25 protein-coding genes and 1 pseudogene are annotated in these 24,004 nt (G+C 43.2%); 22 read left to right on the forward strand and 4 right to left on the reverse strand.

Annotation, left to right across the window (positions count from 1 at the left end):
• Window position 1: 1 nt before the first annotated feature.
• From QFZ87_RS03310 to QFZ87_RS03355, 10 genes and pseudogenes are all read left to right on the forward strand, one after another.
• Window positions 2-364 carry an STAS domain-containing protein gene (locus QFZ87_RS03310; RefSeq protein ID WP_308081860.1) on the forward strand — a complete coding sequence of 121 codons (363 nt, stop codon included), beginning with the start codon at window positions 2-4 and terminating at the stop codon, window positions 362-364.
• Window positions 365-367: 3 nt separating this feature from the next.
• Entirely contained in the window at window positions 368-769 is a 402-nt protein-coding gene (locus QFZ87_RS03315; protein WP_309857705.1) for an anti-sigma regulatory factor, read from the forward strand.
• Between the two features lie 14 nt (window positions 770-783).
• A pseudogene (locus tag QFZ87_RS03320) lies at window positions 784-1,792 on the forward strand (SpoIIE family protein phosphatase).
• A gap of 53 nt (window positions 1,793-1,845) precedes the next feature.
• Complete coding sequence (locus QFZ87_RS03325) at window positions 1,846-2,160, forward strand: anti-sigma factor antagonist (RefSeq protein ID WP_309857708.1); 315 nt, start codon at window positions 1,846-1,848, stop codon at window positions 2,158-2,160.
• A 62-nt stretch (window positions 2,161-2,222) separates the two neighbouring features.
• The gene (gene rsbW / locus QFZ87_RS03330; protein WP_309857712.1) at window positions 2,223-2,705 is read left to right on the forward strand and encodes an anti-sigma B factor RsbW; all 483 of its coding nucleotides are present in this window, start codon (window positions 2,223-2,225) and stop codon (window positions 2,703-2,705) included.
• Entirely contained in the window at window positions 2,671-3,465 is a 795-nt protein-coding gene (gene sigB / locus QFZ87_RS03335; protein WP_309857717.1) for an RNA polymerase sigma factor SigB, read from the forward strand. Before rsbW ends, sigB begins: the two co-directional genes overlap by 35 nt.
• The gene (locus QFZ87_RS03340) at window positions 3,458-4,057 is read left to right on the forward strand and encodes a PP2C family serine/threonine-protein phosphatase (RefSeq protein WP_309857720.1); all 600 of its coding nucleotides are present in this window, start codon (window positions 3,458-3,460) and stop codon (window positions 4,055-4,057) included. The genes sigB and QFZ87_RS03340 overlap by 8 nt, the downstream gene beginning before the upstream one ends.
• A 307-nt stretch (window positions 4,058-4,364) precedes the next feature.
• Window positions 4,365-5,888 carry a cardiolipin synthase gene (cls, locus tag QFZ87_RS03345; RefSeq protein ID WP_309857724.1) on the forward strand — a complete coding sequence of 508 codons (1,524 nt, stop codon included), beginning with the start codon at window positions 4,365-4,367 and terminating at the stop codon, window positions 5,886-5,888.
• A 76-nt stretch (window positions 5,889-5,964) separates the two neighbouring features.
• A complete protein-coding gene (locus QFZ87_RS03350; RefSeq protein ID WP_396133891.1) occupies window positions 5,965-6,207 on the forward strand; it encodes a hypothetical protein in 243 nt (80 codons plus the stop codon).
• Between the two features lie 203 nt (window positions 6,208-6,410).
• Window positions 6,411-6,917 carry a DoxX family protein gene (locus QFZ87_RS03355; protein WP_309857726.1) on the forward strand — a complete coding sequence of 169 codons (507 nt, stop codon included), beginning with the start codon at window positions 6,411-6,413 and terminating at the stop codon, window positions 6,915-6,917.
• 99 nt (window positions 6,918-7,016) lie between these two features.
• Here QFZ87_RS03355 and QFZ87_RS03360 read toward each other — a convergent pair whose 3' ends face one another.
• The gene (locus QFZ87_RS03360) at window positions 7,017-7,271 is read right to left on the reverse strand and encodes a GlsB/YeaQ/YmgE family stress response membrane protein (protein ID WP_308081873.1); all 255 of its coding nucleotides are present in this window, start codon (window positions 7,269-7,271) and stop codon (window positions 7,017-7,019) included.
• Window positions 7,272-7,495: 224 nt separating this feature from the next.
• Here QFZ87_RS03360 and QFZ87_RS03365 point away from each other — a divergent pair, with 224 nt between their 5' ends.
• On the forward strand, window positions 7,496-9,484 hold the full coding sequence (locus QFZ87_RS03365) for a phospholipase D-like domain-containing protein (protein WP_309857729.1): 1,989 nt from the start codon (window positions 7,496-7,498) through the stop codon (window positions 9,482-9,484).
• Between the two features lie 80 nt (window positions 9,485-9,564).
• Here the strand turns inward: QFZ87_RS03365 and QFZ87_RS03370 are convergent, their stop codons facing one another.
• Window positions 9,565-9,918, reverse strand: a complete 354-nt coding sequence (locus QFZ87_RS03370; RefSeq protein WP_309857732.1) for an IDEAL domain-containing protein — start codon at window positions 9,916-9,918, stop codon at window positions 9,565-9,567.
• Window positions 9,919-10,121: 203 nt separating this feature from the next.
• On the opposite strand from QFZ87_RS03370, the gene QFZ87_RS03375 reads away from it, so the two are divergent.
• From QFZ87_RS03375 to QFZ87_RS03410, 8 genes are all read left to right on the forward strand, one after another.
• A complete protein-coding gene (locus QFZ87_RS03375) occupies window positions 10,122-10,448 on the forward strand; it encodes a YflT domain-containing protein (RefSeq protein ID WP_309867619.1) in 327 nt (108 codons plus the stop codon).
• A gap of 83 nt (window positions 10,449-10,531) precedes the next feature.
• Window positions 10,532-10,711 (forward strand): hypothetical protein, encoded by a 180-nt coding sequence (locus tag QFZ87_RS03380; RefSeq protein WP_309857735.1) that lies wholly within the window; start codon window positions 10,532-10,534, stop codon window positions 10,709-10,711.
• A 248-nt stretch (window positions 10,712-10,959) separates the two neighbouring features.
• Window positions 10,960-12,987: a leucine-rich repeat domain-containing protein gene (locus QFZ87_RS03385; RefSeq protein ID WP_309857737.1), complete on the forward strand. Its 2,028-nt coding sequence runs from the start codon at window positions 10,960-10,962 to the stop codon at window positions 12,985-12,987.
• Between the two features lie 174 nt (window positions 12,988-13,161).
• Entirely contained in the window at window positions 13,162-13,401 is a 240-nt protein-coding gene (locus QFZ87_RS03390; protein WP_309857740.1) for a DUF1146 family protein, read from the forward strand.
• A 261-nt stretch (window positions 13,402-13,662) separates the two neighbouring features.
• The gene (locus QFZ87_RS03395) at window positions 13,663-14,451 is read left to right on the forward strand and encodes a YwmB family TATA-box binding protein (protein WP_309857744.1); all 789 of its coding nucleotides are present in this window, start codon (window positions 13,663-13,665) and stop codon (window positions 14,449-14,451) included.
• Between the two features lie 32 nt (window positions 14,452-14,483).
• On the forward strand, window positions 14,484-15,794 hold the full coding sequence (gene murA, locus QFZ87_RS03400) for a UDP-N-acetylglucosamine 1-carboxyvinyltransferase (RefSeq protein WP_309857747.1): 1,311 nt from the start codon (window positions 14,484-14,486) through the stop codon (window positions 15,792-15,794).
• Window positions 15,795-16,107: 313 nt separating this feature from the next.
• Entirely contained in the window at window positions 16,108-17,145 is a 1,038-nt protein-coding gene (gene spoIID, locus QFZ87_RS03405) for a stage II sporulation protein D (RefSeq protein ID WP_309857750.1), read from the forward strand.
• 474 nt (window positions 17,146-17,619) lie between these two features.
• Window positions 17,620-18,585 carry a nuclease-related domain-containing protein gene (locus QFZ87_RS03410; RefSeq protein ID WP_309857752.1) on the forward strand — a complete coding sequence of 322 codons (966 nt, stop codon included), beginning with the start codon at window positions 17,620-17,622 and terminating at the stop codon, window positions 18,583-18,585.
• On the opposite strand, the gene QFZ87_RS03415 is transcribed toward QFZ87_RS03410, so the two are convergent.
• A complete protein-coding gene (locus tag QFZ87_RS03415) occupies window positions 18,582-19,001 on the reverse strand; it encodes a VanZ family protein (protein ID WP_309857755.1) in 420 nt (139 codons plus the stop codon). The genes QFZ87_RS03410 and QFZ87_RS03415 overlap by 4 nt on opposite strands.
• 147 nt (window positions 19,002-19,148) lie before the next feature.
• Between QFZ87_RS03415 and spoIIQ the strand changes: the two genes are divergently transcribed.
• Both spoIIQ and QFZ87_RS03425 read left to right on the forward strand, forming a co-directional pair.
• Window positions 19,149-20,015: a stage II sporulation protein SpoIIQ gene (gene spoIIQ, locus QFZ87_RS03420; RefSeq protein ID WP_309857758.1), complete on the forward strand. Its 867-nt coding sequence runs from the start codon at window positions 19,149-19,151 to the stop codon at window positions 20,013-20,015.
• A 220-nt stretch (window positions 20,016-20,235) separates the two neighbouring features.
• Window positions 20,236-22,230: a penicillin-binding transpeptidase domain-containing protein gene (locus tag QFZ87_RS03425; protein WP_309857761.1), complete on the forward strand. Its 1,995-nt coding sequence runs from the start codon at window positions 20,236-20,238 to the stop codon at window positions 22,228-22,230.
• A gap of 362 nt (window positions 22,231-22,592) precedes the next feature.
• Here QFZ87_RS03425 and QFZ87_RS03430 read toward each other — a convergent pair whose 3' ends face one another.
• Window positions 22,593-22,898, reverse strand: a complete 306-nt coding sequence (locus tag QFZ87_RS03430; RefSeq protein ID WP_309857764.1) for an MGMT family protein — start codon at window positions 22,896-22,898, stop codon at window positions 22,593-22,595.
• A 104-nt stretch (window positions 22,899-23,002) separates the two neighbouring features.
• Here QFZ87_RS03430 and QFZ87_RS03435 point away from each other — a divergent pair, with 104 nt between their 5' ends.
• Window positions 23,003-23,596, forward strand: coding sequence for a pyroglutamyl-peptidase I (locus QFZ87_RS03435; RefSeq protein WP_309857768.1), 594 nt, complete (start codon window positions 23,003-23,005; stop codon window positions 23,594-23,596).
• The last annotated feature ends 408 nt before the right edge of the window (window positions 23,597-24,004 follow it).

The raw sequence follows: 24,004 nt of genomic DNA on the forward strand, positions 1-24,004 counted from the left end.
AATGAATGGTAGAATACCTATTTTAAAGTTATATAACTGCCTGCTCATCTCGATTCAATGGGAGCTGGACGACCAAACCGCGTTACAATTTCAGGAGGATCTTCTTTCCAAAATCCATGAAACAGGAGTGGGGGGCGTCGTCATTGATTTAACCTCTGTGGACGTGATAGATTCCTTTATTGCCAAGGTACTTGGCGATGTGGTCAGTATGTCCCATCTAATGGGCGCAAAAGTGGTGTTGACGGGTATCCAGCCAGCTGTAGCGATCACACTAGTAGAACTAGGGATACACCTTCAAGATGTGCGAACAGCACTAGATTTAGAAAAAGGGTTGGAAACACTACAGCGGGAGTTGGGGGAGTAAAGCATGGAGAACGAATCCTGTGTGAAAATTATAACTGAATGGGATATCGTTGCAGCGCGTCAGCTTGGGAGAAACGTTGCAAAGGAGCTTGGATTCGGTTCGGTTGACCAAGCAAGGATCACAACAGCGATTTCGGAACTGGCCCGCAATATTTATCTGTACGCTGGAACAGGAGAAATCGAAATTGACCGCATGTATGAATTAGGAAAATGCGGCTTAAAGGTTATTGCTTCGGACAAAGGTCCGGGAATTCACGATATAAGAAAAGTAATGGAAGATGGATTTACCACATCGGGTGGTTTAGGGGCAGGATTACCAGGGGTGAAACGATTAATGGATGAGTTTAGCATTACTTCTACGGTGGGAGAAGGAACGAGCATTCAGGTGGTGAAATGGCTTCGCTAGGAGGGTGTGAAGAAATGGAATTCAAAGATATGTTCGAATCAAAGTATCGCAACATACTATACAGCTATCTGAAAGAATCAACCGAAGCAGCACTATATCAAGGACAAAAGTTTAGCCGAAAAGCAATGGAACACCAAATCTCCCCTGAAGAAATTATCAATTGTGCATTGTACCGCATTGAAGGAGCTTTTCCCCGACCTCCCGCAAGAAGTGTTCGCTTCCTGCGACTTTCTATTAGAGGTGATGATGGACTATGGGTTAGCCTACCAGGAACATCAAAGCCTCCGCGACCAGCAGCTTGAAATCAGATCGGAAATTGAGATTGCTGCAAGCGTTCAAGATAACCTTTTAGAAACGCAAATTCCCCAAATAGATGTGCTAGATATTGGCGCTATCAGTATTCCCGCCAAGCAAATGAATGGCGATTATTATCGATTTGTTCAAGACAAGCAGTTAATCAGTATTGCAATCGCTGATGTCATTGGCAAAGGCATCCCTGCTGCTCTCTGCATGTCGATGATTAAGTATGCAATGGACAGTCTGCTAGAGTCCCGTGTTCATCCACAACATGTGCTCGAAAATTTAAATAGAGTCGTAGAAAACAATGTCGATTCAAGTATGTTTATTACCATGCTATATGGCATCTATGATTCACATAAACATACCTTTACATATGCATCAGCCGGTCATGAACCTGGTTTTTATTATCAAGCGTCCAAGGATACATTTTCAGACATTCTCGCAAAAGGTCTCGTCCTCGGAGTGGACCCGAATGCCAGCTATCATCAATATGAGAAAAAAATCGAGCCGGGCGATATGATTGTTTTATTATCAGACGGTGTTACCGAATCAAGAACCGAAGAGGGCTTTATCGAACGGTCCGTCATCACGGACTTTATTCGTAAATATCAGCATCTGCCTTCACAAGAAATGGTGGAAAAAATCTATCGTGACCTCGAGAGAATTCAGAATTTTGAAATACGCGACGATTTTACCTTAATTATTATAAAAAGAAAGGTTTAGACTTTCGTTGAAGCGGGTATGTAAAAAATAAATATTCCTGAGGTGATGAGAAAATGAATCTACTAATAGATAAGTATCACAATAATGAGGATACAGTCGTCAAGATTGCAGGCGAAATCGATGCCTTTACAGCACCACAGCTGAGGGAAGAACTTTTACCTCTAGCAGAAGGAAAAAATCAATCCATTGTCATCAGTCTGAAGGATGTTTCTTATTTAGATAGTACAGGCCTTGGTGTCTTTGTGGGTCTTTTCAAACAGCTGAAGAAAAATGAGGGTGAATTGAAACTAGTTGACCTTTCCGATCGACTGAAACGGTTGTTTGAAATTACTGGTTTAAGCAATATTATTACCATTGCTACTAATTAGAACGGGACGATAGTAAAACAAACACGGCAAAAAATATTTGCATATGAAAAGGTGGGGGGATTATGAATCAAGTGATGGATTATATCGAAATGAAGATTCCAGCGAAACCCGATTATGTGGGGGTAATCCGATTAACGTTATCAGGTATCGCGAGCCGTATGGGGTTTACATACGAGGAGATCGAGGATATAAAAATTGCCATTAGTGAGGCAATAACGAATGCTGTACAACATGCCTACCAAAGTGATGAAGGTGGGGAAATCATCGTCGGCTTTGGGATTTACCCCGATAAATTAGAAATGATGGTAGCGGATTACGGACAAAGCTTTAATTTTATCCAAACGAAAAAAGAACTAGGCCCTTACACAAAATCAAGTACAGTGGATGATTTGGCAGAAGGAGGGTTAGGTCTATTTTTGATAGAAACGCTCATGGACGAGGTCCGTGTATCGAATCAGTCCGGGGTAACAGTCTTCATGGTGAAGAATGTAAGTGGGGAGCGTGAAAATCATGACCAAACCATCTCAAACCGTGAAGCGAACTAAGGAAGAAATTGATGCCCTCATTCTAGAGGTGCAGCAGACAGGCTCTCCAGAGGTTCAGCAAATCCTCGTGGAGAATTATACCGCGCTTGTCGGGAGTCTTGCCAATAAATTTTCAAAGGGCAGAGACTTTCATGAGGATATCATGCAGGTAGGGATGATTGGGTTATTAGGAGCGATTAAACGATACGAACCAGATGTCGGACGGTCATTTGAATCGTTTTTAATCCCAACGGTCATTGGAGAAATCAAGCGATTCTTACGAGATAAAACGTGGAGTGTCCATGTGCCGAGACGCGTGAAGGAATTATGGCCGAAGCTCAAAACCGTGGTGGACGAGTTGACCAATTTGTATCAGCGCTCTCCGAAAATCCCGGAAATTGCCGATTATTTGAATGTGAGCGAAGAAGAAGTACTAGAAGCAATGGAAATGGGTAAAAGCTATCAATCCGTTTCTGTTGACCAACCGATCGAAACCGGATCTGAAGGAAGCACGGTTACCGCGCTCGATGTCATGGGATCGAAGGACGAAGGTTTTGAAAAAGTGGACCAACGCTTGATGCTACAAAGTGTCCTCCATGTGTTATCAGACCGAGAAAGAGAAGTTATTCACTGGACGTACATCGAAAATAAGAGTCAAAAGGAAACAGGTGAGTTTTTGGGAATATCACAAATGCATGTATCACGTCTGCAAAAAAAGGCGATTGAAAAATTACGAAAGGCATTAGCAAAGGATGCTTATTCAGGGGTTACTCATGCTTGATCATGAAGCCAACGCACATGTTCAAGCACGTGCCTTTCAAATTCAAAAAGAAGGAAATAGCTTTAACGGTGATAGTTTTTTCATGAAGGCAACGGACGAGTACTTTATCTGTTCGGTGGCTGACGGTCTAGGGAGCGGACTGTACGCGAATCAGTCATCGGATGCGGTAAGGAAAGTGATTGAGGAACACCATCAGGAAGAGGTCGAAGTGCTGATGGATTATTGTAATCAAGCAATGAAATTGAAGAGAGGCGCCACCGTTTCGGTTTTAAAGGCCCACTTTCAACGGAAGGAAGTCACTTACTGCTCCGTGGGTAACATTCAATTTGTCTTCTATCTTCCTTCAGGACTCTATATTTATCCCATTCCTGTTACTGGCTTTTTATCAGGGAAGCCGCAAACCTATCGAATTGAGACCTTTCCCTATGAAGAAAACTCCAAATTTATGATGCACACGGATGGACTTCATCTACCATCGATTAAACAGGAGTTAACCCGATTCCAATCGATCGACGATATGTCCAACCATTTAAAACTGCATATGACGAAGCGAAAAGATGATGCCACCTTTTTAGTCGGCCAGCTATTTTAATAGTGTGGACGGCTTTTTTGTTTATGCGCCAATAGGAACGCCATCCGCTGATAGGGACTAGTTATCCGCTGATTGAAAGGTGCCAACCGCTGATTGAGGTTAGTTATCCGCCAATAGGAACGCCATCCGCTGATAGGGAATGGTTATCCGCTGATTGAAAGGTGCCAACCGCTGATTGAGGTTAGTTATCCGCCAATAGGGACTAGCCATCCGCTAATTAAACCCGCCCCCCCCATAGTGTGAGAGTGGTTTAGCTTTTTCATAGAACGGGTACTTCATAGATAAAAAGATGCAGGGAGAAACGCATATGAAAAAACTCAGGGTCGAATTTGTTTATGTCCTCATGATGATGATTTTTGGCTACGTGGCGTTGTGTACTGAAGTCCCCTTTCACTGGAAAGCACTATGCCTCACGTTTTACACCATCATGATTGTAAATACAGTGGTCTCACTGTGGCTCGAAAACCGCCCAGCCCAGAACACCTTGCTATGGATGTATATATTAGTGTTCCTGCCAATACTGGGCTATATCTTCTACGTCTATTCCGGCCAATTGGTACATAAAGGCGAGCTGTTTAAAAGGAAACGCAGCCTCGACCGGGAAATGTTTGAGGAACTGAACAAAAAGAAATGGGGGATGGCTGGTGGTGGGGCCGCGACACTGACGATGGCCGGACTGAATGAGCACCAGCGTGAATTTGCGAACTATTTAGAACGGGTAACCTTAACCAACTGGAATCAGAATACAAGAACGAAAGTGTTGAAAAACGGAGATGAAACCTTCGAGGAAATTAAACACCGACTCCAGCAAGCAACGGACTTTATCCATATCGAATACTATATTTTCCGCTATGACCGCCTCGGGAAAGAGCTCATTGACATCCTTACAGAAAAGGTCCGGGCCGGAGTAGAAGTCCGTCTCATGTACGATGCGGTTGGCAGCTTCTCCCTTTCCGCCGCTGATCTGAAAATCATGGAGGAAGCCGGCATTCAGATTCACCCCTTTTTACCAATCCAGGCAGGATTCATCAATCAAAAATTCAACTTTCGAAATCACCGCAAAATCATCGTCATCGATGGAAAAATCGGCTTTGTCGGCGGCTTAAACGTCGGGGTGGAGTACCTGGGCGAGGACGACCACTTTGGCTTTTGGTGCGACACCCACCTCATGCTCGAAGGGGAAGCCGTACAAACCTTACATGCCATCTTTTTGCTAGACTGGCTCTATGCCTCAGGTGAGAATTTTTTTGAAAATGAACGCTATTTGGAGTCGAAACCGGTGGACGGTGATGGATTGGTACACGTTGTCGCAACTGGTCCCGAAACACGTGATATGAGTGATCACTATTACGCGATGATTTCCTCGGCCAAAGAATCCATTTGGATCGCCACTCCGTACTTTATTCCGAGCCCGTCCATCCAAACGGCTCTTCGAATCGCCGCCAGAAAAGGCATCCAAGTACGCTTAATGATACCGGAGACGAATGATGGGTTTCTTACCCAGTATGCGACACAATCCTATTTTCCAGAACTGCTGCGTGAAGGAATTGAAATCTATTCCTACCAAAAGGGTTTTCTTCATAAAAAGGTCCTTATTGTCGATGGAGACCTGGCCTCGATTGGAACCGCCAACTTCGATATGCGCAGCTTTCATTTGAATTTCGAGGTCAATTTGTTTTTATCAGGATCAGATTCGATTGCCGATCTGGTTGATCATTTTCAAGAGGACCTTAACGACTGCCGCCGCATCCGCGCTGTTGAGTTTTACAAAAGGAAGCCAGTGGTCAAATTCAAAGAAAGCTTCGCACGGCTGTTTTCGGGGGTGTTGTAACTCAAACTTTTGGATGGAGGTCTAAATTTCACTCGAATCTAATATTTTTAGGTAGAAGGAATTCTACCCATACCATATGAAAATAGGTGATTCGATCATGTATGCTGTTCATTTTTTAGAAAACAAAAATGTCTTATTAACGCAGCTGCTCAGGACTGTGCCGAAAGAAGGAGAAGCCATCAAGATTAAGGGGCTAAAAGGGACGGTTGCTAAAGTAACCAATGTCGATGAGAAAAATGTCCATGTGCAAGTGGTCTTAGAAAAGGTGAATAAAAATAAACAAGCCGCCCTCGATCCTTCTAAAAAGAAAAAAAGATAAGCAAACGAACGAACGCACCTCCGGTAGGTGCGTTTTTTTATGGGAAACCAAGGTTTTATAGCGAACAAATCAGTTCGTTCATATCTTTGTCATAACATTTCTAACAAACTGTGAACTTATAACTATAGCCATGTTATTTAAGCGAAAAAGTAATATATTGTAACTATAAAGAACAAAACAAAAAATGAAAGAAGGAATCATTTATGTTTAACAAATTTTTAAGAGAAAATAAGATTGCATCTGTTATCTTAACAGTCTTACGTTTATACCTCGGTTACTCTTGGTTTACTGCAGGATTCCATAAATTAACTGGCGGATTTGACGCTGCTGGATTCTTAAAAGGAGCCATTGCTAACCCGGTAAAAGGGCCAGATGGCGCAGTCATTTTTGGCTGGTATGTTGACTTCTTGAAGCACTTTGCTCTTCCAAACGTCGATGTTTTCAACGTTCTAGTTCCTTGGGGCGAAACATTAATCGGTTTAGGATTAATCCTTGGATGCTTAACAACTGCGGCAATGTTCTTTGGTCTCGTCATGAACTTCAGCTTCTTCTTAGCTGGCACTGTATCTCACAACCCTAGAGACATCTTCCTTGGATTCATCATCTTAACTGCTGGCTACAACGCTGGTAAAATCGGTTTAGACCGTTGGGTTGTACCTTACTTCAGAAAAATGAGCAAGGGTACTGTCAAGCAAAAGAAAACTGCGTAACGACGGTGGAAACAAAAAAAGAGAGACTGCAACTAGTTTGCAGTCTCTTTATATTTATATAGATAGGGGGGGTTGTTGTTTGAACCAAAAATGACTGGATTACGCAGTGCGTTTCATGCTTTTTAAAATAAAGCTTACAATAAACACAAGAACAATTGCACCAATCAGGGCCGGGATGATAAAGAAGCCTCCGACTTCAGGACCCCAGCTTCCTAGTAGGAAGGATCCCAACCATGCTCCAATGAACCCTGCGATAATATTTCCAATGATACCACCTGGCAGGTCACGCCCCAAAATAAGTCCGGCTAACCAGCCAATAATTCCTCCGATAATTAATGCCCAAATGAATCCCATAATGTTTCTCTCCTTTCTTTCCTTCTTTTATTAAGTAACTCTGATTATTAAATACCCGCTTTAAGAAGGCTTAAACATAAAAATGAATTTATTGAAACTTTACAATCTTTTTACAAAGGATAGGACTTCTTGTCCATCAAAACAACTATATCCCAGTGCTATAATAGCTTTGTTCATTTTGCAAAAAAGAAAACACAACGAAGCACAGGGGGAGTCACACGTTTATGCCGTCCAACAAACGAAGCACTTTGAAGAAAGTATTCTCTATCGGAGCTTTATCAACTGTCCTATTTTCTACTCTTTTTACAGGAAACGAACCCGCAAAAGCTGTAACCAATTCGCCCGTTGCCATTAATGAAGTGGCCTGGATGGGTACAACAGGAAGCTACAACAATGAATGGATGGAACTCAAAAACAACACCAGCCAGGATGTATCTTTAACGGGCTGGAAACTAAAAGCGAAAGACGGAACCCCTGCAATCAATCTATCAGGTACGATTAAGGCGGGAAGCTATTTCCTGTTGGAACGTTCGAGCGATGATGCGGTTGTCGGTGTAAAAGCCGACCAAATTTACACAGGGGCATTAGGAAATTCAGCAGAAGCATTAGATTTGTATGATGCAAATGGTAGTTTAGTAGATACCGTGTCGTCATGGTATGCCGGTGACAACAATACGAAAGGCACGATGGAACGGGTCAGTGCGGCAGATAACGGAGATGATCCTTCCAATTGGAAGACTGCAACCGCAGCCTATGACGGCGGTTTTGGAACACCAAAATTAGCGAACTCAGTAGGCACAACACAAGGAACCACACACCACTTAAACCATGTTTCGAATGCGGACGGTGCCATTAATGTATATTTTAACAAAACAGCCCTGCCTCAGTTTGCCTATGAAGGAAACGAAGCGAATTGGAGCATCAACTTAGAAGATCAATTAGTGAATCGCATCAGTCAAGCCACCAGTTCGATTGATGTAGCCACCTATGAATTAAACCTTCCTAAAATAGTGAATACCTTAGTGGATAAAGCGAGCCAAGGCGTGCAAGTCCGCGTGGTGGCGGATGCAAAAGACGTGGACCCGAATGATACAGAAAACCGGTACGGCATTCATAGACTTAATTTAGAAAAATTGATTCGTGGGAAAGACCAAGTAGTGGGGACAGCAGATGATGCCCATGTATTAGGGGATTCCGCGATGTTTGTGGAAGAAGATGCCACCCTACGTGCAAAATACGGACTTCCGACTACATTCGATGATTTCCCTGTTCAAACGGTGAAAATCGGTTCAGGCAATCAAACCGGACATCTGTTAGTGGATGCCGAACGTAAAGCGGATGGCACTTATTATTCTCCTGGCGATCAAATGCACAACAAATTTATGATCATTGATGGCAAGTGGGTCTGGACAGGTACGTGGAATTTTACCGAGACCGGGACGTACGGTACGGATGAAGATATGAATCAAGATTTGTTAAATGGGAACCAAAACCAAACGGTAGAAATTAATTCTGTGGACCTTGCAGCTATTTATAAAACGGAATTTCAAGAAATGTATGGAAGCGATACAGCTACTCCCAATCCTACAAACGCGAAATTCCACAGCCGGAAAACCGATAATACGGCGCACCAAGTCAATGTAAATGGGACCTTGGTGGAAGTCTATTTCTCTCCTGGTGATGGGGCACTAAACCGTTTAACGAATGCAGTTAAAAATGAAGCACAGCATCGTGCTTATTTTGAAATCTTTGCATTTTCTGATCAAGGGTTAGTAGATGAATTGAAGAACAAGTGGGAAGGTTCCTATAATGATATGGAAGGGACTCGTACGGGATTTGATGTGAAAGGATTGTTTGATCCGAGCTTTTGGAACCAATGGTGGTCCGCTTCAGTTGACATGACGCAACGAACGGCGTCGCAAACAAGTGTGGACAATCCGAATACTCGTTGGAACACGCCTGCTCCTGTTTATCCTGGAAAAGAATCTCGAAAGCTGCATGCTAAAACGATGATTATTGATCCAAATACAAGCAGTGATCCAATGGTTGTGGTAGGTTCAACAAACTGGAGTGCAAACGGGGATGCTACGAATGATGAAAACATGCTTGTGATTCACAGTGATAAGGTTGCCAATCAATTTTTACAAGAATTCTATGCTCGTTACCAAGTAGCGGGTGGACAAGTTCCTTCACAAGAAGCATTTATTCAATAATTTATATATGAAAAAACTCGTCCGCTGAACGGCACCCAAATGATTCGGGTTCTGATTAGCAGGGCGAGTTTTTTTCTAGTTTACACAACATCTTTATTATGTTTTACTCTCTCACGCAATCGGGCCGTAGGGTGGGAGGCTCCCGTTTTTAACGCAGTCTGACAGGTTTTTAATTCTGAGGTTAATTTGTTGAACCCCTCCTGATCGCGTTCATCCAGGCACGTGTCGATTTTCCTCTTTAATAAACTAATCTTAAAGATCAATTCGGTTTGCCGTTTCTGTTCTTCAAGATAGACCTCTTTCCATTGCTTTGATTCCTCCCAGCGATAATCGCTAAGCTTCGATAACCGACTCCCGCATTTGCATAATGTCTCATTCATATTAATGACGTAAAATTCAGCGTTCCCACAGTTTTTGCATAAAAGTTTCCTCATATTTGTACACCTCCATATAAATTGAAGCTTGAAGCTCTTCTGTAAAATCTACTTCCTATATACCCACAGTGAATTCAGTTTTAACCCTTCAAAATTTTTAAAATTAATAGGTTTTAATTTTTCAGGAGCGGTTATATAACAAGTAGAACGACAAGCTGCTAATGAAAAAGGCAGCACCATCAAATCACAAGGAGGAAACAACAATGGAAACAGTTAAAGTCGTTGAAAATGGTGTACAAGCGAAACAGGAAATTGAACAGTTGATGACGCAGGGCTATACGAAGGATGAGATTTATTTATTGGCACACGATAAAAGTCGCTCTGAGAACCTAGCGGATAATCTGGATCTTACCGACGTTGGTGTCGCCGAACAAGGCTTGTTTGATAGTATGGCCAATGTGTTTCGCTCAAGAGGAGATGAGCTGCGCTCGAAGCTAGAGTCATTAGGCTTGTCGCAAGCAGAGGCAGAGCGCCTTGAGGAAGAAATGGATCATGGCCGGGTGGTCGTTGTAGCAACGAAATCAGCTTGAGGTCAAAACTCGATAGGAAGCAAAAGTGTGGGTCTTTTGTTTCCTATCGATTCAATTTTATTAAAAAGAAGGAGAGGAACGAGATGAAATTTTCGAATTTAAGTTTGGAGAAATTAGTAGGAGCTAGGGAACGAGCACGTCATAAAGTACGGTCAGACCGCAACTTGGAGCAACATTTTGAGTCCCCGATTATTCACCGAGAGATTCAGGGCGACCGAGTGTATGTCCCATTAAACCTATATCGAGTATGGAATGAAGCGTAAATTAAAAGATACAAACCCAAACTAGCTGCCTAAATCCCGTTAAGAGAAGGACGAACGGAATTTAGGCAGTTAGTTTGTTTTTTTTGCAATTTTTTAGTAAATATCCCTGTCCATAATAGAACGATTCGCCAAAATTTTGTAAAAAATGTAATCCAATCGTCACGATATGGAGTATAATGGAAGTTGGTGTAGAGATAAACAAACACAAACGATAGGTTACTAGATTACAAGCAATCAAGGGAGACAACATGAATAAAATTCGTACACTATTTTCTATCCTTATATTATTTACTTCCTTTCATTTTTTTCAACAGGCTGCTTCAGCCCAGACAGTGGGCCAAAAGCCTGTTGCCATCTATTACTCCCCGCACCAGGACGATGAACTGCTCAGCATGGGGATGTCGATTGCAACAAGTGTTGCCAAGGGCTACGAGGTGCATGTGGTACTGATGACCGATGGTGGTGGTGCCACCGGGGCACTCAATGATGTGAACAAAAAGCTGACGAAGGAAAATTACCCAACAATCACAAAAGCGGATTTTATCAACGCGCGAACAGACGAATTCATGCGTTCTTCAGTAGCATTAGGGGTGAAGGCTGAAAATATCCATCTGATGAATTTTACCGATGGACAGCTTTCCTATAACCAAGCAAGACAAACGATTGAAACCTTTGAGAAGAACTACCCGCATGCGATGCATCGGTCCATGTCCTATATGGACTGGCATCCGGATCATGCTGTAATGGGGAGGGCGTTAAACGATTTATATAATGAACATAAAATTCGCGACGTCCGTTTTTTTGTAAAAAATGTTCAGTTTTCAACCGTACCAGGTAGTTCGGAAGCACTAAAGCTAGTGACTGCCAATCTTCCTCGAATCAAAGAAGCTACAGCCGCATATAGGGATTGGTCGCCAGCTTCTAAGCACTACTCGATCGGTTATATTTCGGTACCGAGTAATTTTGATGAGCTCGAAAAAAATCCACAAAGCCGGACGCATATGGCCGATACGACGAATAAGCCGTCGGTGAGAAGCCTTGGTTTTTCTAGTGGACAAGCAGAGGGTCCAATTACGGATGCCAATTTGGCTGCCGTAATCAAGGAACAGCTCGGCATCAGGGACAGAGAAATAACCGAAGCGGATATAGCTTCATTGACTCGATTGGATGCACAGGGCAGAGGAATCAGCAGTTTGGAAGGACTGCAATATGCAGTGAACCTTCAATTTCTCGCGCTAGATCATAATAGAATTACAGATTTAACGCCGCTTCAGGGTCTGACAAAGGTAACTGATCTGTACCTGAAGGATAATCAGCTAGAAAATGTTCGCCCATTAGCAGGGCTAACGAATATGGAGTCACTACACCTAGATACTAACCGGCTGACGGACCTTAGCCCACTTTCTTCATTAACAAAGATGCAGGTGCTGTCGTTCAACTTTAATAAAGTGGCTAGTCTAGCGCCGCTCGCCGGGATGACGAATCTCATCACGATTTCGATGGACAGCAATGCCTTTAAGGACCTGTCTCCTTTGAAAAATAAGCCTGACTTAAACGCGGTATCTTTTTTACATATGGATTTGGATCTAGGTAAGGGCAGTGTCAATGGTGACATCCTAGATATGTTAGGCGCGCAAGCTAGTGTTTATTTTTCCAATGTGAAAGTAACGAGGAGCTATCACACGAATCGAATGGTGGGTATATCGTGGAAAATGCTCGACAGCAGTATGGATAAGGTTGAAGTAAGTATTAATGGCGGCATACCAGTGACATCTTACAATTCGAACTATCTGTTTGGGAATTTGAATCCAGGTCAAGCGTATAAGGTGACGATTTCTTCTTATACGAAGGGGAATTTGAATTTCACAGGCGAGGTGATGATTTCGACGGATACGTGGGTTTCGACGAAGGGCTGGCTACTCGCTGACCGGGACTGGTATTACATCAATCTATCAACAGGGAATCTGACGACAGGTTGGTTGAAATCAGGGGATAAATGGTATTATCTCAGTGCAAATGGAAAAATGTTTACAGGCTGGCTCAAGTGGAACGGCAAGTGGTACTATTTAACATCTAGCGGAGCCATGAAGACAGGCTGGCTATTAGATGGAGGAAAGTGGTATTACATTGAAAGGTCAGGGGCGATGAAAATCGGTTGGTTGTATTACAATAAAAAATGGTATTACCTTAACAGTTCGGGTGCGATGGTAACCGGACGGGTTTGGATTAGTGGAAAATGGTATTACTTCAACGCAAGTGGCAGCTTAAGCCGTTAGTTTGAAAGCCGTGTCGGACTCCCGATGCGGCTTTTTGCGTGTTTTAATGAGGAATTTAGAAGTTTTCACAAATTCGTCACATTTAAGGGTGATTTTGAAAAAAATAGAAACTGTTATATCTTTCCTTCGTCTATATGTTAGAATAATCCTTGTGTGTAAAAAGGGGGTAGCAGAATGATAAATGATTTTGGGCAACTGGCGTTAGTAAGCATCCTGTCACATTTGGTTTTTATTGCAATTTCCTGGTGGGCACTGCAGTCGATTCGCTTAGAAAAGCTGATTAAGGCGAACCATGTCTTTCAAGCTCGGCTTCTCTTCATATTATTAGCCATATTCATCGGATCATCTGTTAGTAACTTTTTCCTGGATTATCTTCAATGGTCCAGACAACTGCCATTAATTTTCAATAATTAGAAGAAATGGTTTTAAATGACAAATTTACTAATCCTGTACATACAAAATGGTAAAAATTTAGGTCTTCGTACATGTTCCCATTTGACGATATTTTGAGTACAATCATCTTTATGTGGAAAGCTAAGGTTGTCTCCCTTAGGAACTTGTCTAATTTTAGCAGGCGTTAAGGTTAAGTTTTTGAAACTTGTCTAAATGTGACGACAATTCCCAAGTATGCTCACCCGCTACCTGGTAACAATGGTAGTAAGGGGGAGTAGAGAGATGAAAAGATATCGTTCGTTTTTTTTATCTGTGATGACAATTTTAAGTTTGATCCTGGTTGTTTTCGGGTACAACACAACTGAAGCAAATGGTAATGGTGCTTTTACACGTCAAGCAAATCCGGACGGTGCTGATGATTTGGCAAAAATCGGCTCTGTTTTAGAAGCCGAAAATATTTTGCTCGATGAATGGTCTTTTTATGCAAGAGAAAAAATGACCGGCATAAAAAGTGAGCAGGACGTGAAGGAATACGCCGAAAAACTTCAGGAAAAGTTTCCCGAATGGGATTGGTCTATAAAAAATACCAGCCAAAAATGGGAAGTAACAGCAGTATCTCCAACATCAAAACACCACAGCGAAATGCTTCAAATTATGGCAACCCACACAAAACAACCTGTTAATGCGTATATAGTATATAGTGTCAGTGGAAAAGAGTGGAATAAGGCGATAGCGGCCTATTTCACTACTGAGGAATTTAAAAGTAGGCTATCCGACATATTTCGAGGAAAACCTACAGTTTTTTCTTGTATGAAAGGCGTTTTCAGTGATAAGATTGATAAGGCTTTACCCATAACAGTAAAGAATTTACTGTCCGTTTTTCATGCAAAAGAGATCGAAGCGTTAAAAGAGGAGACATTCATGTCTGTTTCGGCGAATTCGCCGATGTTTACTGGCTCCATAGAAAATCAAAGAGATAACATGAATTTACAAATTGGCATACGCTCCGAACGATTGGGCGGTAAGACTACCATTGTAGTTGGCACACCAATCATAACGATTGAATATTAATATAGAGAAAATGGACGCGGAGGGGAATACTCTTGGAAAAGATCATCGTCCGCGGCGGACAAAGGCTTACAGGAACGGTTAAAGTAGAAGGCGCAAAAAATGCCGTCCTGCCTGTTATCGCTGCAACATTATTAGCAAGTGATGGAAAAAGTGTGATACGTGATGTACCTACACTCTCCGATGTATATACAATCAATGAAGTTTTACGCAACTTAAATGCTGAAGTCGTGTTCGAAAACAATACAGTTGTCGTCGATGCATCCAGAGAGTTGAAAGTAGAGGCGCCATTCGAATACGTTCGAAAAATGCGCGCGTCTGTTCTAGTCATGGGATCTTTGTTAGCACGCAATGGCCGTGCGAGAGTCGCTTTACCTGGCGGCTGTGCAATCGGATCTCGTCCAATCGACCAGCACTTAAAAGGCTTTGAAGCCATGGGTGCAACAGTGAAGGTTGGAAATGGCTTCATTGAAGCGGAGACTGAAGGCCGCTTAAAGGGAGCAAAGATATACTTGGATTTCCCAAGTGTTGGTGCTACTGAGAACATCATGATGGCAGCAACTCTTGCACAGGGCACAACCATCATCGAGAACGTCGCAAAAGAACCAGAGATTGTGGATTTGGCTAATTTCTTAAATAAAATGGGCGCTAAAGTAAGAGGCGCAGGTACGGGCACGCTTCGTATTGAAGGTGTCGATGTATTATTTGGTGCCGACCATAACATTATTCCTGACCGTATTGAAGCAGGTACCTTCATGGTTGCTGCTGCGATTACTGGCGGAAATGTATTAGTAAAGGGTGCAGTTCCTGAGCATCTTTCTTCTCTTATTGCAAAAATGGAGGAGATGGGTGTTGAGATTAGTGAGGAAATGGACGGCGTTCGTGTCATCGGTCCTGATAAGTTAAAGGCCGTTGATATCAAAACGATGCCACATCCAGGCTTCCCAACGGATATGCAATCTCAAATGATGGCGCTATTGCTTCGTGCAGAGGGTACTTCTATGATTACGGAAACGGTATTCGAAAACCGTTTTATGCACGTAGAAGAATTCCGCCGCATGAATGCGGATATCAAAATCGAAGGCCGTTCGGTTATTTTAAATGGTCCATCTAACTTACAAGGTGCGGAAGTATCTGCAACAGACCTCCGCGCAGCAGCTGCCTTAATCTTAACTGGATTAGTGTCAGATGGCGTGACACGCGTGACGGAGTTGAAACACTTGGATCGCGGTTACGTGGACTTCCACGGCAAACTAGCTGGATTAGGCGCTGACATCGAACGCGTCAAAGAAGCAGACGAAATCTTCGTTGAAACCGAAAAATTCGTCAGCGACATGAACGCATAATGTAAATATTGAAGACAACGGACCCTGCTGGATATCGGGGTCTGTTTTGTTTTGAGGTTTTGAGGCATCGTACTTTGTGCGGTGCCTCTTTAAGTGGTGCCTGACACCATTTGTGGACATTTGTTTGCGTGGGATGGACACTAGGTTTGGGGTGTTGTTTTTATTTCAGCTGGAACCTTGTGGGGTGCCGGGAATGGAGTTCATTTTTATAAAAGTTTGTGTAATAAATGCTTGTCCGCTTCCATATGTATGAATGAGACGCAACTCGGCTGATTTGCGCCGGGTGTGAATTTTACAAACTGGAGGCACAATCATGAAAAAAATCAAACCACTCATCGTACTAGCGACACTCCTCATTGCCCTGACTTTAGTTGTTCCAGCTGTTCTTGTGTTACCGTTCTCGGATGAGCATAAGGCGAGCGGAAAATTAGGTGAAGATTTGAAGAAGGCCTCGGCAGAAAATGCGAAAGCGGCGTCACCTTCCGCGGATGCTGCGGTCGAAGTAGCGGTGTTTCGTTCCGCGAAATCAAAGATCGAGACAGTGAACTTAGAAAATTACCTCGTTGGCGTTGTGGCAGCAGAGATGCCGGCAGATTTTAAAGAGGAAGCTCTTAAGGCCCAGGCACTAACGGCGAGAACGTATATAGTGAAGCGATTGGTCAGTAAGGATACGTTAGGGGCTCCAAAAGGGGCGCAGGTCACGGACACGCAAATTCACCAGGTGTACAAGAGTGATGATGAGCTGAGGAGAGCGTGGGGCGCGGATTATGATTGGAAAATGAAGAAAGTAGTGGAGGCGGTCCGTTCGACGGCCGGGCAAATTTTGACTTACAAGGGTGAGGCGATTCAGGCTACTTTTTTCTCTACCAGTAATGGATACACTGAGAATTCGGAGGATTACTGGCCAGGTAATATTCCTTATTTAAGAAGTGTGTCGAGCCCGTGGGATAAGAGTTCACCGAAGTTTAATAGCCAGAAGGTGATGACGGTGAAGGCGTTTGAGGCGAAGCTGGGTGTGAAGGTAGGCACAGGGTCGCAGGTGGGCAAGATTGTGGAGCGTACGACGGGTAAGCGTGTGGCGAAGGTTGATTTTAATGGCAAGGTGCTGTCTGGCAAGGAGATCCGCGAGAAACTGGATCTTCGGTCGTCGGATTTTGCTTGGGAGCGCAAGGGCACGAATATTGTGATTACGACGAAGGGCTTCGGCCACGGTGTGGGGATGAGCCAGTACGGTGCGAACGGGATGGCGGAGGAAGGCAAGAATTATAAGGATATTGTGAAGCACTATTATCAGGGGGTCGAGATTACGTCGGCAGAGAGTTTGATGGCAACGATTACGGCGCAGAAATAGTGGTGTGGAGGGAAGCCGGGCTGGGGGGCCTGGTTTTTTTTTTTTTGTGGAGGTTGGCGAGTAAAATGGGGATAGTGACGAGAAATTTGGTAAAGTTGACGAGTAAAATATAAAAAGTGACGAGTAAATCATTGAAAGTGACGAGTAAGAAAGAAAGTCATATAAAAAGGGTAATTTTCAAGGTACTTCAAGAGGAGATCTACACATAATTTCGAAGGAAGATACCAGAGCCAGGCTAAACGCCTGGCTTTTTAGTGTAGAAATAGGTGTCGTTACGTGGTTGGCGAGTAAAGTGGGGATAGTGACGAGTAATTTGGTAAAGTTGACGAGTAAACCTCCTAAACTGACGAGTAAACCAAACAAGGTGCTAGACACCAAACCAAATTCCACAAAAAATTCATAATTACTGTCGTTTTTTGCAGGGATAAGAAATGTAAAAAGAGAATTTTAGAAAAAAAGAAAGGAATGATGTGTTTGATCGCTCAAGAAATGCGAATAACGCCAAGAATGGAAAAGCTTGAAGCACTTATTAGAAGATTGTCTGAGTTAAATCCAAAATATCCTGAGGTGGTGGCCGAATATAAAAGGAGAATGGCTGGATACCGCGGAGAGAAATCAGTGTACTTTTACTTAACTATGCTTCCTAACAAAGATTACCTTATTTTTCATGGACTTCGGCTATTTGACGGACAATACTACTTCCAAATGGATTTCCTCTTACTATGTGCCAATTTTGCAATGGTTTTGGAAGTAAAGAATATGGCTGGAGAACTATCCTTTGAAAAAGAGTTTAATCAAACGTTGTGCAAAAGGAATGGTACAGAAGAAAGAGTTAAAAACCCGGTTCTTCAAGCAAAACTGCAGGCAAAAAAACTAAAAGTTTGGCTAAGAGAACATAATTGTCTCGAGATTCCAATTCATTATTATTTTGTAAATAGTAATGAAAAAACATTTATAAAGGCGGAACCAAGGAATGATCAGATGACTCAACATATTTGTAACAGTGAAAATGTATTAGAGAGAATCGATCAAATAGCTGCCTATTATAAAAATGATAGATTAGACAAAAAAGAATTGAAAAAAATAAAGCGCCTCCTTTTAACCAATCACACGCCTGATGACCCGAATATCCTCCAAGCCTACGATTTATCTCCAAAAGACATCCCTACAGGGGTACAATGTCCTGATTGTTTCACAATCCCAATGATTTATAAAGGGGGGAAATGGTGCTGTGTAAAATGCAATCTAACATCCAAAACCGCCCATGTTCCAACAATTAATGATTATTTTCTGTTAATAAAACCCTCATTTACGAATGCAGAAATCTGTGAATTCTTGCATATTCCCACCATTCACATTGGCTATAAGATAATAAAATCAATGAATCTCCCTTCCACTGGAACATTTAAAAATCGGGTCTATCATCAACCGAAAAGCTAAAGTGTTCGTAGCATTTTCCCAAGCCATAGAAATCTCCCTTTAAACAACGCCCCTCTTATAAAATAAAAACACATACTGATTCCAATGATATCTTTTACAAAATCGAATAGCGACGAGGAGCGGTAGGGTACGAATGATTGGTGGATCTCATCGCTGATTCCGTAGAGGGCGGCGAATACGGCACAGGCTACGTTCAAGGTTGGCGTAAACTGGCGGCTTCGCGTTAAGAAGGCCAACACTAGTAAAACATACAAAATCGCAAATTCTATTAAATGCAAGGATTCCTTGATGGTCGAGTCGAGGGATGCATCAGGCAGCTCAACAAAGTGGTCGGATGGCAGGCTGGATTGGATCCAAATGATGGCCATATACACAAGGGGCATAACTCGTAAACACCATTTGAATAGTATGTTCATGTAAATAATCCTCCTAGTAGTGAAAAAATTTTTTCAGCTTCATGCATAAAAAGAATAGGTTTGTCGAAAAATAACTGCAAAAAAATTTTTTTGACTTGTGTATATAATTCTACTTATCTGTTCAGAATGATTGCTGAGGTGATGAAAATGAGAGAGGAAGAAAACAAACGATCTTCTCAAAGTTCCAGTGTAAAACGCTTTTTCAAGAAGCGTTGGGTATTTCCAGCCATCTATATCGCAAGTGCAGCTATCATTCTGACCGCAGTTTTATGGTTCCAAACTAGCAATAGTGCGACAGACAAATACGATTACAAGTCCACTGATCTTGCTGGTAAAAAGAATCAAACACCAGCTGTTGAAGTTAACAAAGCTCTTGAAAACTTCAAAATGCCGGTGGCTAAGGCTGATGACGCAGTTGTAAAAATGAAATTCTATGATTTCCAAGGCAAAGCAGAAGACCAGGAAGCAGCATTAGTATTCTACAACAATACGTATGTGCCAAACACTGGTATCGATATCACAATGAAAGACGGCGAAACGTTTGATGTAGTTGCATCATTAAGCGGTACCGTTACTCGTGTCGATGAAGATGCAGTCCTAGGTAATGTCATTGAAGTAGAGCACGACAAAGGTATTGTAACACAATATCAGTCCGTTAAAGACATAGAGGTCAAGGTTGGCGAACAAGTAAAACAGGGACAAGTTCTTGCCAAGGCTGGACAAAGCTTGTTCAATGAAAAAGCTGGAACCCATGTACATTTTGAAATTCGCAAAGACGGTGTTGCTGTAAACCCAACGAATTATTTTGAAAAATCGTTGACTACATTACAGGAAGACAAGCTTTCGGATGACAAATCAAGTGATTCTGTAGATAGTCCACAAATCAAGGAAGATGAGCAAATGATTGATGATCCTGCGAACTCTACCGACGAAAAAAAATCAGGCGACGACAAGTCTTCTGACGAAAAAAAGGACGACGAATCAACGAACTCAACACAAAATAAAAACTCATAATATGAAGTTGACCAAAGGGGAAGGGGAAATACTTTCCTCTTTTTTTTGTGCAGATTTGTGGGTGTCAGGCACCACAGAAAGACACTTTCCACCTGGGACGGACATGTAAGTGGTGTCTTCCTGGAGCAAACAAATGTCCACGGGTGGTGCCTGACACCATCTTTTTGACACCATCTTTTATCCATATTATGTTAGAATGGGTGTAAAGGGAGGGATTGGTTTGAGGAGAGTTGCAGGATTTATGTTTGTTGTGCTGCTGGTTGTTGCTGCGCTGGCCGGGTGCAGTAAGGAGCCGACACCGCAGGATCGTTTTTCGGAGTACATAGCCTTATGGAATAAACAGAAGTTTGATAAGATGTATGACTATCTTTCAAAGGATGTAAAACAGCAAATCACCAAAGAAGAGTTTACGAGCCGCTATACAAAAATCTACAAAGACCTTCAGATTACAGACCTCAAGATTAACTTCAAAAAACCAAAAGAGGATAAGCAGGCTGATAAAGAACAAGCCCAGTATTCTTTTACCGCAAAAATGAGCAGTATCGCAGGAACGATTCAATTTACCCAACAAGCGAAGTTACAAAAGGAGGAAAAAGACGATAAGAAAAACTGGTATGTAGACTGGCATACAGGGTTCATTTTTCCAAAGATGAAGGAAGGCGATAAAATCAGTTTGAGCACGGTGGCGCCGACCCGGGGGGAAATCCTTGACCGCAATGGAAACGGATTAGCAGTGAATGGTCAGGTGTATGAAGTGGGCGTGGTTGCCGGGAAGGTGGATGAGCCGATTATTTCGCAATTAGCGCCACTTCTTAAAATGACACCAGAACAGATCCAGAAGGCGCTAAGCGCAAGCTGGGTGAAGCCGGAGTTGTTTGTGCCGTTGAAAAAGGTGTCGATGGACGACCAGGAGCGGATTGCTCAGTTGATTGCGCTCGGGCCAGTACAGACGCGGAAGGTGGGGGCACGGATTTACCCTTATAAGGAAGCGGCGGCCCAGTTAATCGGCTATGTGGGGCCGATTACAGCGGATGAGCTTGAAAAGAGGAAAGACAAAGGATACACGAGTCGAGATGTGATTGGGAAGCGCGGCCTCGAGCAGGTGTTGGATGAGCAGCTGAAGGGCACGAGCGGCGTGAAGATTATCATTAAGAAGAAGGCTGGCGGTGAGGAATTGCTCGCCGAGAAGCAGGTTGAGAACGGACAGAATGTGAAATTAACGATTGATGCGGAGTTGCAGCTGACGGCTTACAACGAGCTGAATGGGGAGGCCGGGACAGCGGCAGCCATGAATCCGATGACGGGCGAAACATTGGCGCTTGTCAGCAGTCCTTCGTTTGACCCAAACCAGGCGGTAATAGGCTTCTCAGCTGATGAGTGGAAGGCGTTGCAGGATGACGTGAAGAAGCCGTTAACGACGCGATTTAAGCAGCTGTATGCGCCGGGCTCAGTCATGAAAGCGATCACGGCGTCTGTGGGGCTTGAGAAGGGAACGATTAACCCGGCGGAGGCGGTTCCTATTCTTGGTCCGAAATGGCAAAAGGACCAGTCGTGGGGCGGCTATTTTGTGACGCGGGTACATGTGGGCAGTCCTGTTAATTTGGAAAAAGCACTCGTGTTCTCGGATAATATTTATTTTGCTCAAGCAGCGTTGAAGCTGGGGAAAGAGGGCTTTGCGGATGGCCTGAAGAAGTTCGGGTTTGAAGAGGAGCTGAAGTACACATATCCTCTTGAGACATCGCAGATTGGAAAAATGGACAGCGAAATTTCACTGGCGGACTCTGGTTATGGGCAAGGGCAAATCCAGATGAACATCGTGCATTTGCTGGCGTCTTATACTCCGTTTATGAATAATGGCAATATGATTAAGCCGACGCTTTTAGCGGATGAGCAGCAGGGGCAGGTGTGGAAGGAAGCGGCGGTTTCTAGTGAACATGCTGCCTTGATTGCTACGGATTTACGGAAGATTGTGGGCGATGCGGGCGGAACGGCGCATGCAGCGGAGATGGCGGATTATCCGCTTTCCGGTAAGACAGGGACAGCTGAGATCAAGCTGAAGCAGGGGGAAACGGGTTCTGAAAATGGCTGGTTTATCGCGTATAATGCAAATTCGCCAAGCTTGATGGTGGCGATGATGGTGGAAGATGTGCAGAACAGAGGCGGTTCCCAGGTGCCGGTGAAAAAGGTGAAGAATATCTTTATGAATTGGAAATAATGTTTGTTTTTTGGCGCCTGGGGGACTGGGCGTTTTTTTTTGTCCCACCACATTTCTTGATAACTGTGGTGTTTTTTTATGGAGGAGTGGGTGTAGTTTTAGTAGTTGACGAGTAAATAGGGGTTATTGACGAGTAAAGTGTAAAAGTAGACGAGTAAATTGAGAAATAGACGAGTATTTCTCAATTTTGACGAGTAAATCATCAAAACTGACGAGTAAGAAAGGGTTTCATATAAAATAGGTCATTTTAAAGGTACTTCAAGAGGTGATCAACACATAATTTGATGGATGATGTACAAAAAGGGCCAGACCTCACGTTTAAAGCTCGTATAAGTGAATTTTTAGGAAGATTCATAACCAAATTAACGCTTCCATTGATATTTCTCCAAATCAATCACCCCGCCAAGACCAATCTCGACGCCTTCCGCTTCCAACGACAGCACCTGCTCGTTATAGGCTTCGTCTTCCTGCAGGGCGATCTGCCCTTTTACGTTGATGACGCGGTGCCAGGGGAGGCGGTGCTTCTTGCTCATGGAGTGGAGGATGCGGACGACCTGGCGGGCAGCACGGGGGCTTCCAGCGAGGCGAGCGATCTGGCCATAGGTCATGACCTTGCCTTCAGGGATGCCACGGATAATTTCAATTACATTTTCGGTAAATGGAGTCATGGGTATTGGTTCCTTTCAGTGGCTGGATTTTACAGGAAAATCCTTCTAATCAGTCTATGAACATTATATAATATTTTGAAAAAAGACAAGAGGGGAAGCAGCAAATGAAAACATTACTTTTAACAGGGTTTGAGCCATTTTTAGAGTTTCCGATTAATCCGACGGAGAAAATTGTTAAAGAACTTGATGGAGCCTGCATTGGTGTCTATCAAATTAAAGGATTATTGTTGCCGGTGGATTATCGGGAGGCGGGGGAACGAATCCTAGAAGAAATTAAACAACAGGAGCCAGATGCGGTGCTTTCCCTTGGGCTCGCGGCAGGGCGGTCAACGATCACTCCGGAGCGAATCGCCATCAATTGTCGCGATGGCGCGCCTGACAACAATGGTGTCGTGCTGAATGATGCTTCCATCATCGAGGATGGTCAGGATGGTTATTTTTCCACACTGCCAATAAGACAATTCGTCAATAAGCTCAATGAGAGCGGATTTCCGGCAAAGGTTTCAAATTCTGCCGGGACGTATCTTTGTAACAATGTCATGTATGTGGTGCTGAATGAGGTGAAGGACAGGCCAGCGGGATTTGTTCATATCCCAGCGTCACATGAATTGGTGCTGCATGGAAAAAAAGAGATGCCGTCCTGGTCAGATCGGGATTTATTGGAGGCAGTTAAGGTTATGATTGGCAGTTTAGAATAATATTTTTTTGAAAAAATAGCCAATTTTCGCTCGACAAATTTCTTGGGAAATATTGCTGGAAATCCTATATTTCCACGCAGAAATCCAGCTATTACAGGCTTTTTCCACATTGTCGAACCGTGTTAAATTGTCCAATTTTCAAAAAACTTTTGGGATGCCTTGTCCCGTTTGTGGATTTTGTGCATAAACCCGTATCCAAGCTAATAAAATGGTTACAAACCTTTACAAAGAGAGTGTTTGAGGTGAAGAGTCGTTTGAAGTTAGCGGATATTCAGTCGGGGACATGATTATTCATTGTATTGTCAGAAGGTAGATTACTTTCTGTCGTGTGGAGTTCGACAAGTAACACTAAATCGGAAGGATGTCCATTGTAGGCGGACAAATGTCTTTTGATGGTGCCTGACACCC

This window comes from Bacillus sp. SLBN-46, from assembly GCF_031453555.1.
Taxonomy (GTDB): Bacteria; Bacillota; Bacilli; order Bacillales; family Cytobacillaceae; genus Neobacillus.

Bases quoted from the DNA above. Each gene is read 5' to 3' on its own strand.
- QFZ87_RS03310 (WP_308081860.1), top strand. From the start codon at position 2: ATGAATGGTAGAATACCTATTTTAAAGTTATATAACTGCCTGCTCATC.
- QFZ87_RS03315 (WP_309857705.1), top strand. From the start codon at position 368: ATGGAGAACGAATCCTGTGTGAAAATTATAACTGAATGGGATATCGTT.
- QFZ87_RS03325 (WP_309857708.1), top strand. From the start codon at position 1,846: ATGAATCTACTAATAGATAAGTATCACAATAATGAGGATACAGTCGTC.
- rsbW (WP_309857712.1), top strand. From the start codon at position 2,223: ATGAATCAAGTGATGGATTATATCGAAATGAAGATTCCAGCGAAACCC.
- sigB (WP_309857717.1), top strand. From the start codon at position 2,671: ATGACCAAACCATCTCAAACCGTGAAGCGAACTAAGGAAGAAATTGAT.
- QFZ87_RS03340 (WP_309857720.1), top strand. From the start codon at position 3,458: ATGCTTGATCATGAAGCCAACGCACATGTTCAAGCACGTGCCTTTCAA.
- cls (WP_309857724.1), top strand. From the start codon at position 4,365: ATGAAAAAACTCAGGGTCGAATTTGTTTATGTCCTCATGATGATGATT.
- QFZ87_RS03350 (WP_396133891.1), top strand. From the start codon at position 5,965: ATGAAAATAGGTGATTCGATCATGTATGCTGTTCATTTTTTAGAAAAC.
- QFZ87_RS03355 (WP_309857726.1), top strand. From the start codon at position 6,411: ATGTTTAACAAATTTTTAAGAGAAAATAAGATTGCATCTGTTATCTTA.
- QFZ87_RS03360 (WP_308081873.1), bottom strand. From the start codon at position 7,271: ATGGGATTCATTTGGGCATTAATTATCGGAGGAATTATTGGCTGGTTA.
- QFZ87_RS03365 (WP_309857729.1), top strand. From the start codon at position 7,496: ATGCCGTCCAACAAACGAAGCACTTTGAAGAAAGTATTCTCTATCGGA.
- QFZ87_RS03370 (WP_309857732.1), bottom strand. From the start codon at position 9,918: ATGAGGAAACTTTTATGCAAAAACTGTGGGAACGCTGAATTTTACGTC.
- QFZ87_RS03375 (WP_309867619.1), top strand. From the start codon at position 10,122: ATGGAAACAGTTAAAGTCGTTGAAAATGGTGTACAAGCGAAACAGGAA.
- QFZ87_RS03380 (WP_309857735.1), top strand. From the start codon at position 10,532: ATGAAATTTTCGAATTTAAGTTTGGAGAAATTAGTAGGAGCTAGGGAA.
- QFZ87_RS03385 (WP_309857737.1), top strand. From the start codon at position 10,960: ATGAATAAAATTCGTACACTATTTTCTATCCTTATATTATTTACTTCC.
- QFZ87_RS03390 (WP_309857740.1), top strand. From the start codon at position 13,162: ATGATAAATGATTTTGGGCAACTGGCGTTAGTAAGCATCCTGTCACAT.
- QFZ87_RS03395 (WP_309857744.1), top strand. From the start codon at position 13,663: ATGAAAAGATATCGTTCGTTTTTTTTATCTGTGATGACAATTTTAAGT.
- spoIID (WP_309857750.1), top strand. From the start codon at position 16,108: ATGAAAAAAATCAAACCACTCATCGTACTAGCGACACTCCTCATTGCC.
- QFZ87_RS03415 (WP_309857755.1), bottom strand. From the start codon at position 19,001: ATGAACATACTATTCAAATGGTGTTTACGAGTTATGCCCCTTGTGTAT.
- spoIIQ (WP_309857758.1), top strand. From the start codon at position 19,149: ATGAGAGAGGAAGAAAACAAACGATCTTCTCAAAGTTCCAGTGTAAAA.
- QFZ87_RS03430 (WP_309857764.1), bottom strand. From the start codon at position 22,898: ATGACTCCATTTACCGAAAATGTAATTGAAATTATCCGTGGCATCCCT.
- QFZ87_RS03435 (WP_309857768.1), top strand. From the start codon at position 23,003: ATGAAAACATTACTTTTAACAGGGTTTGAGCCATTTTTAGAGTTTCCG.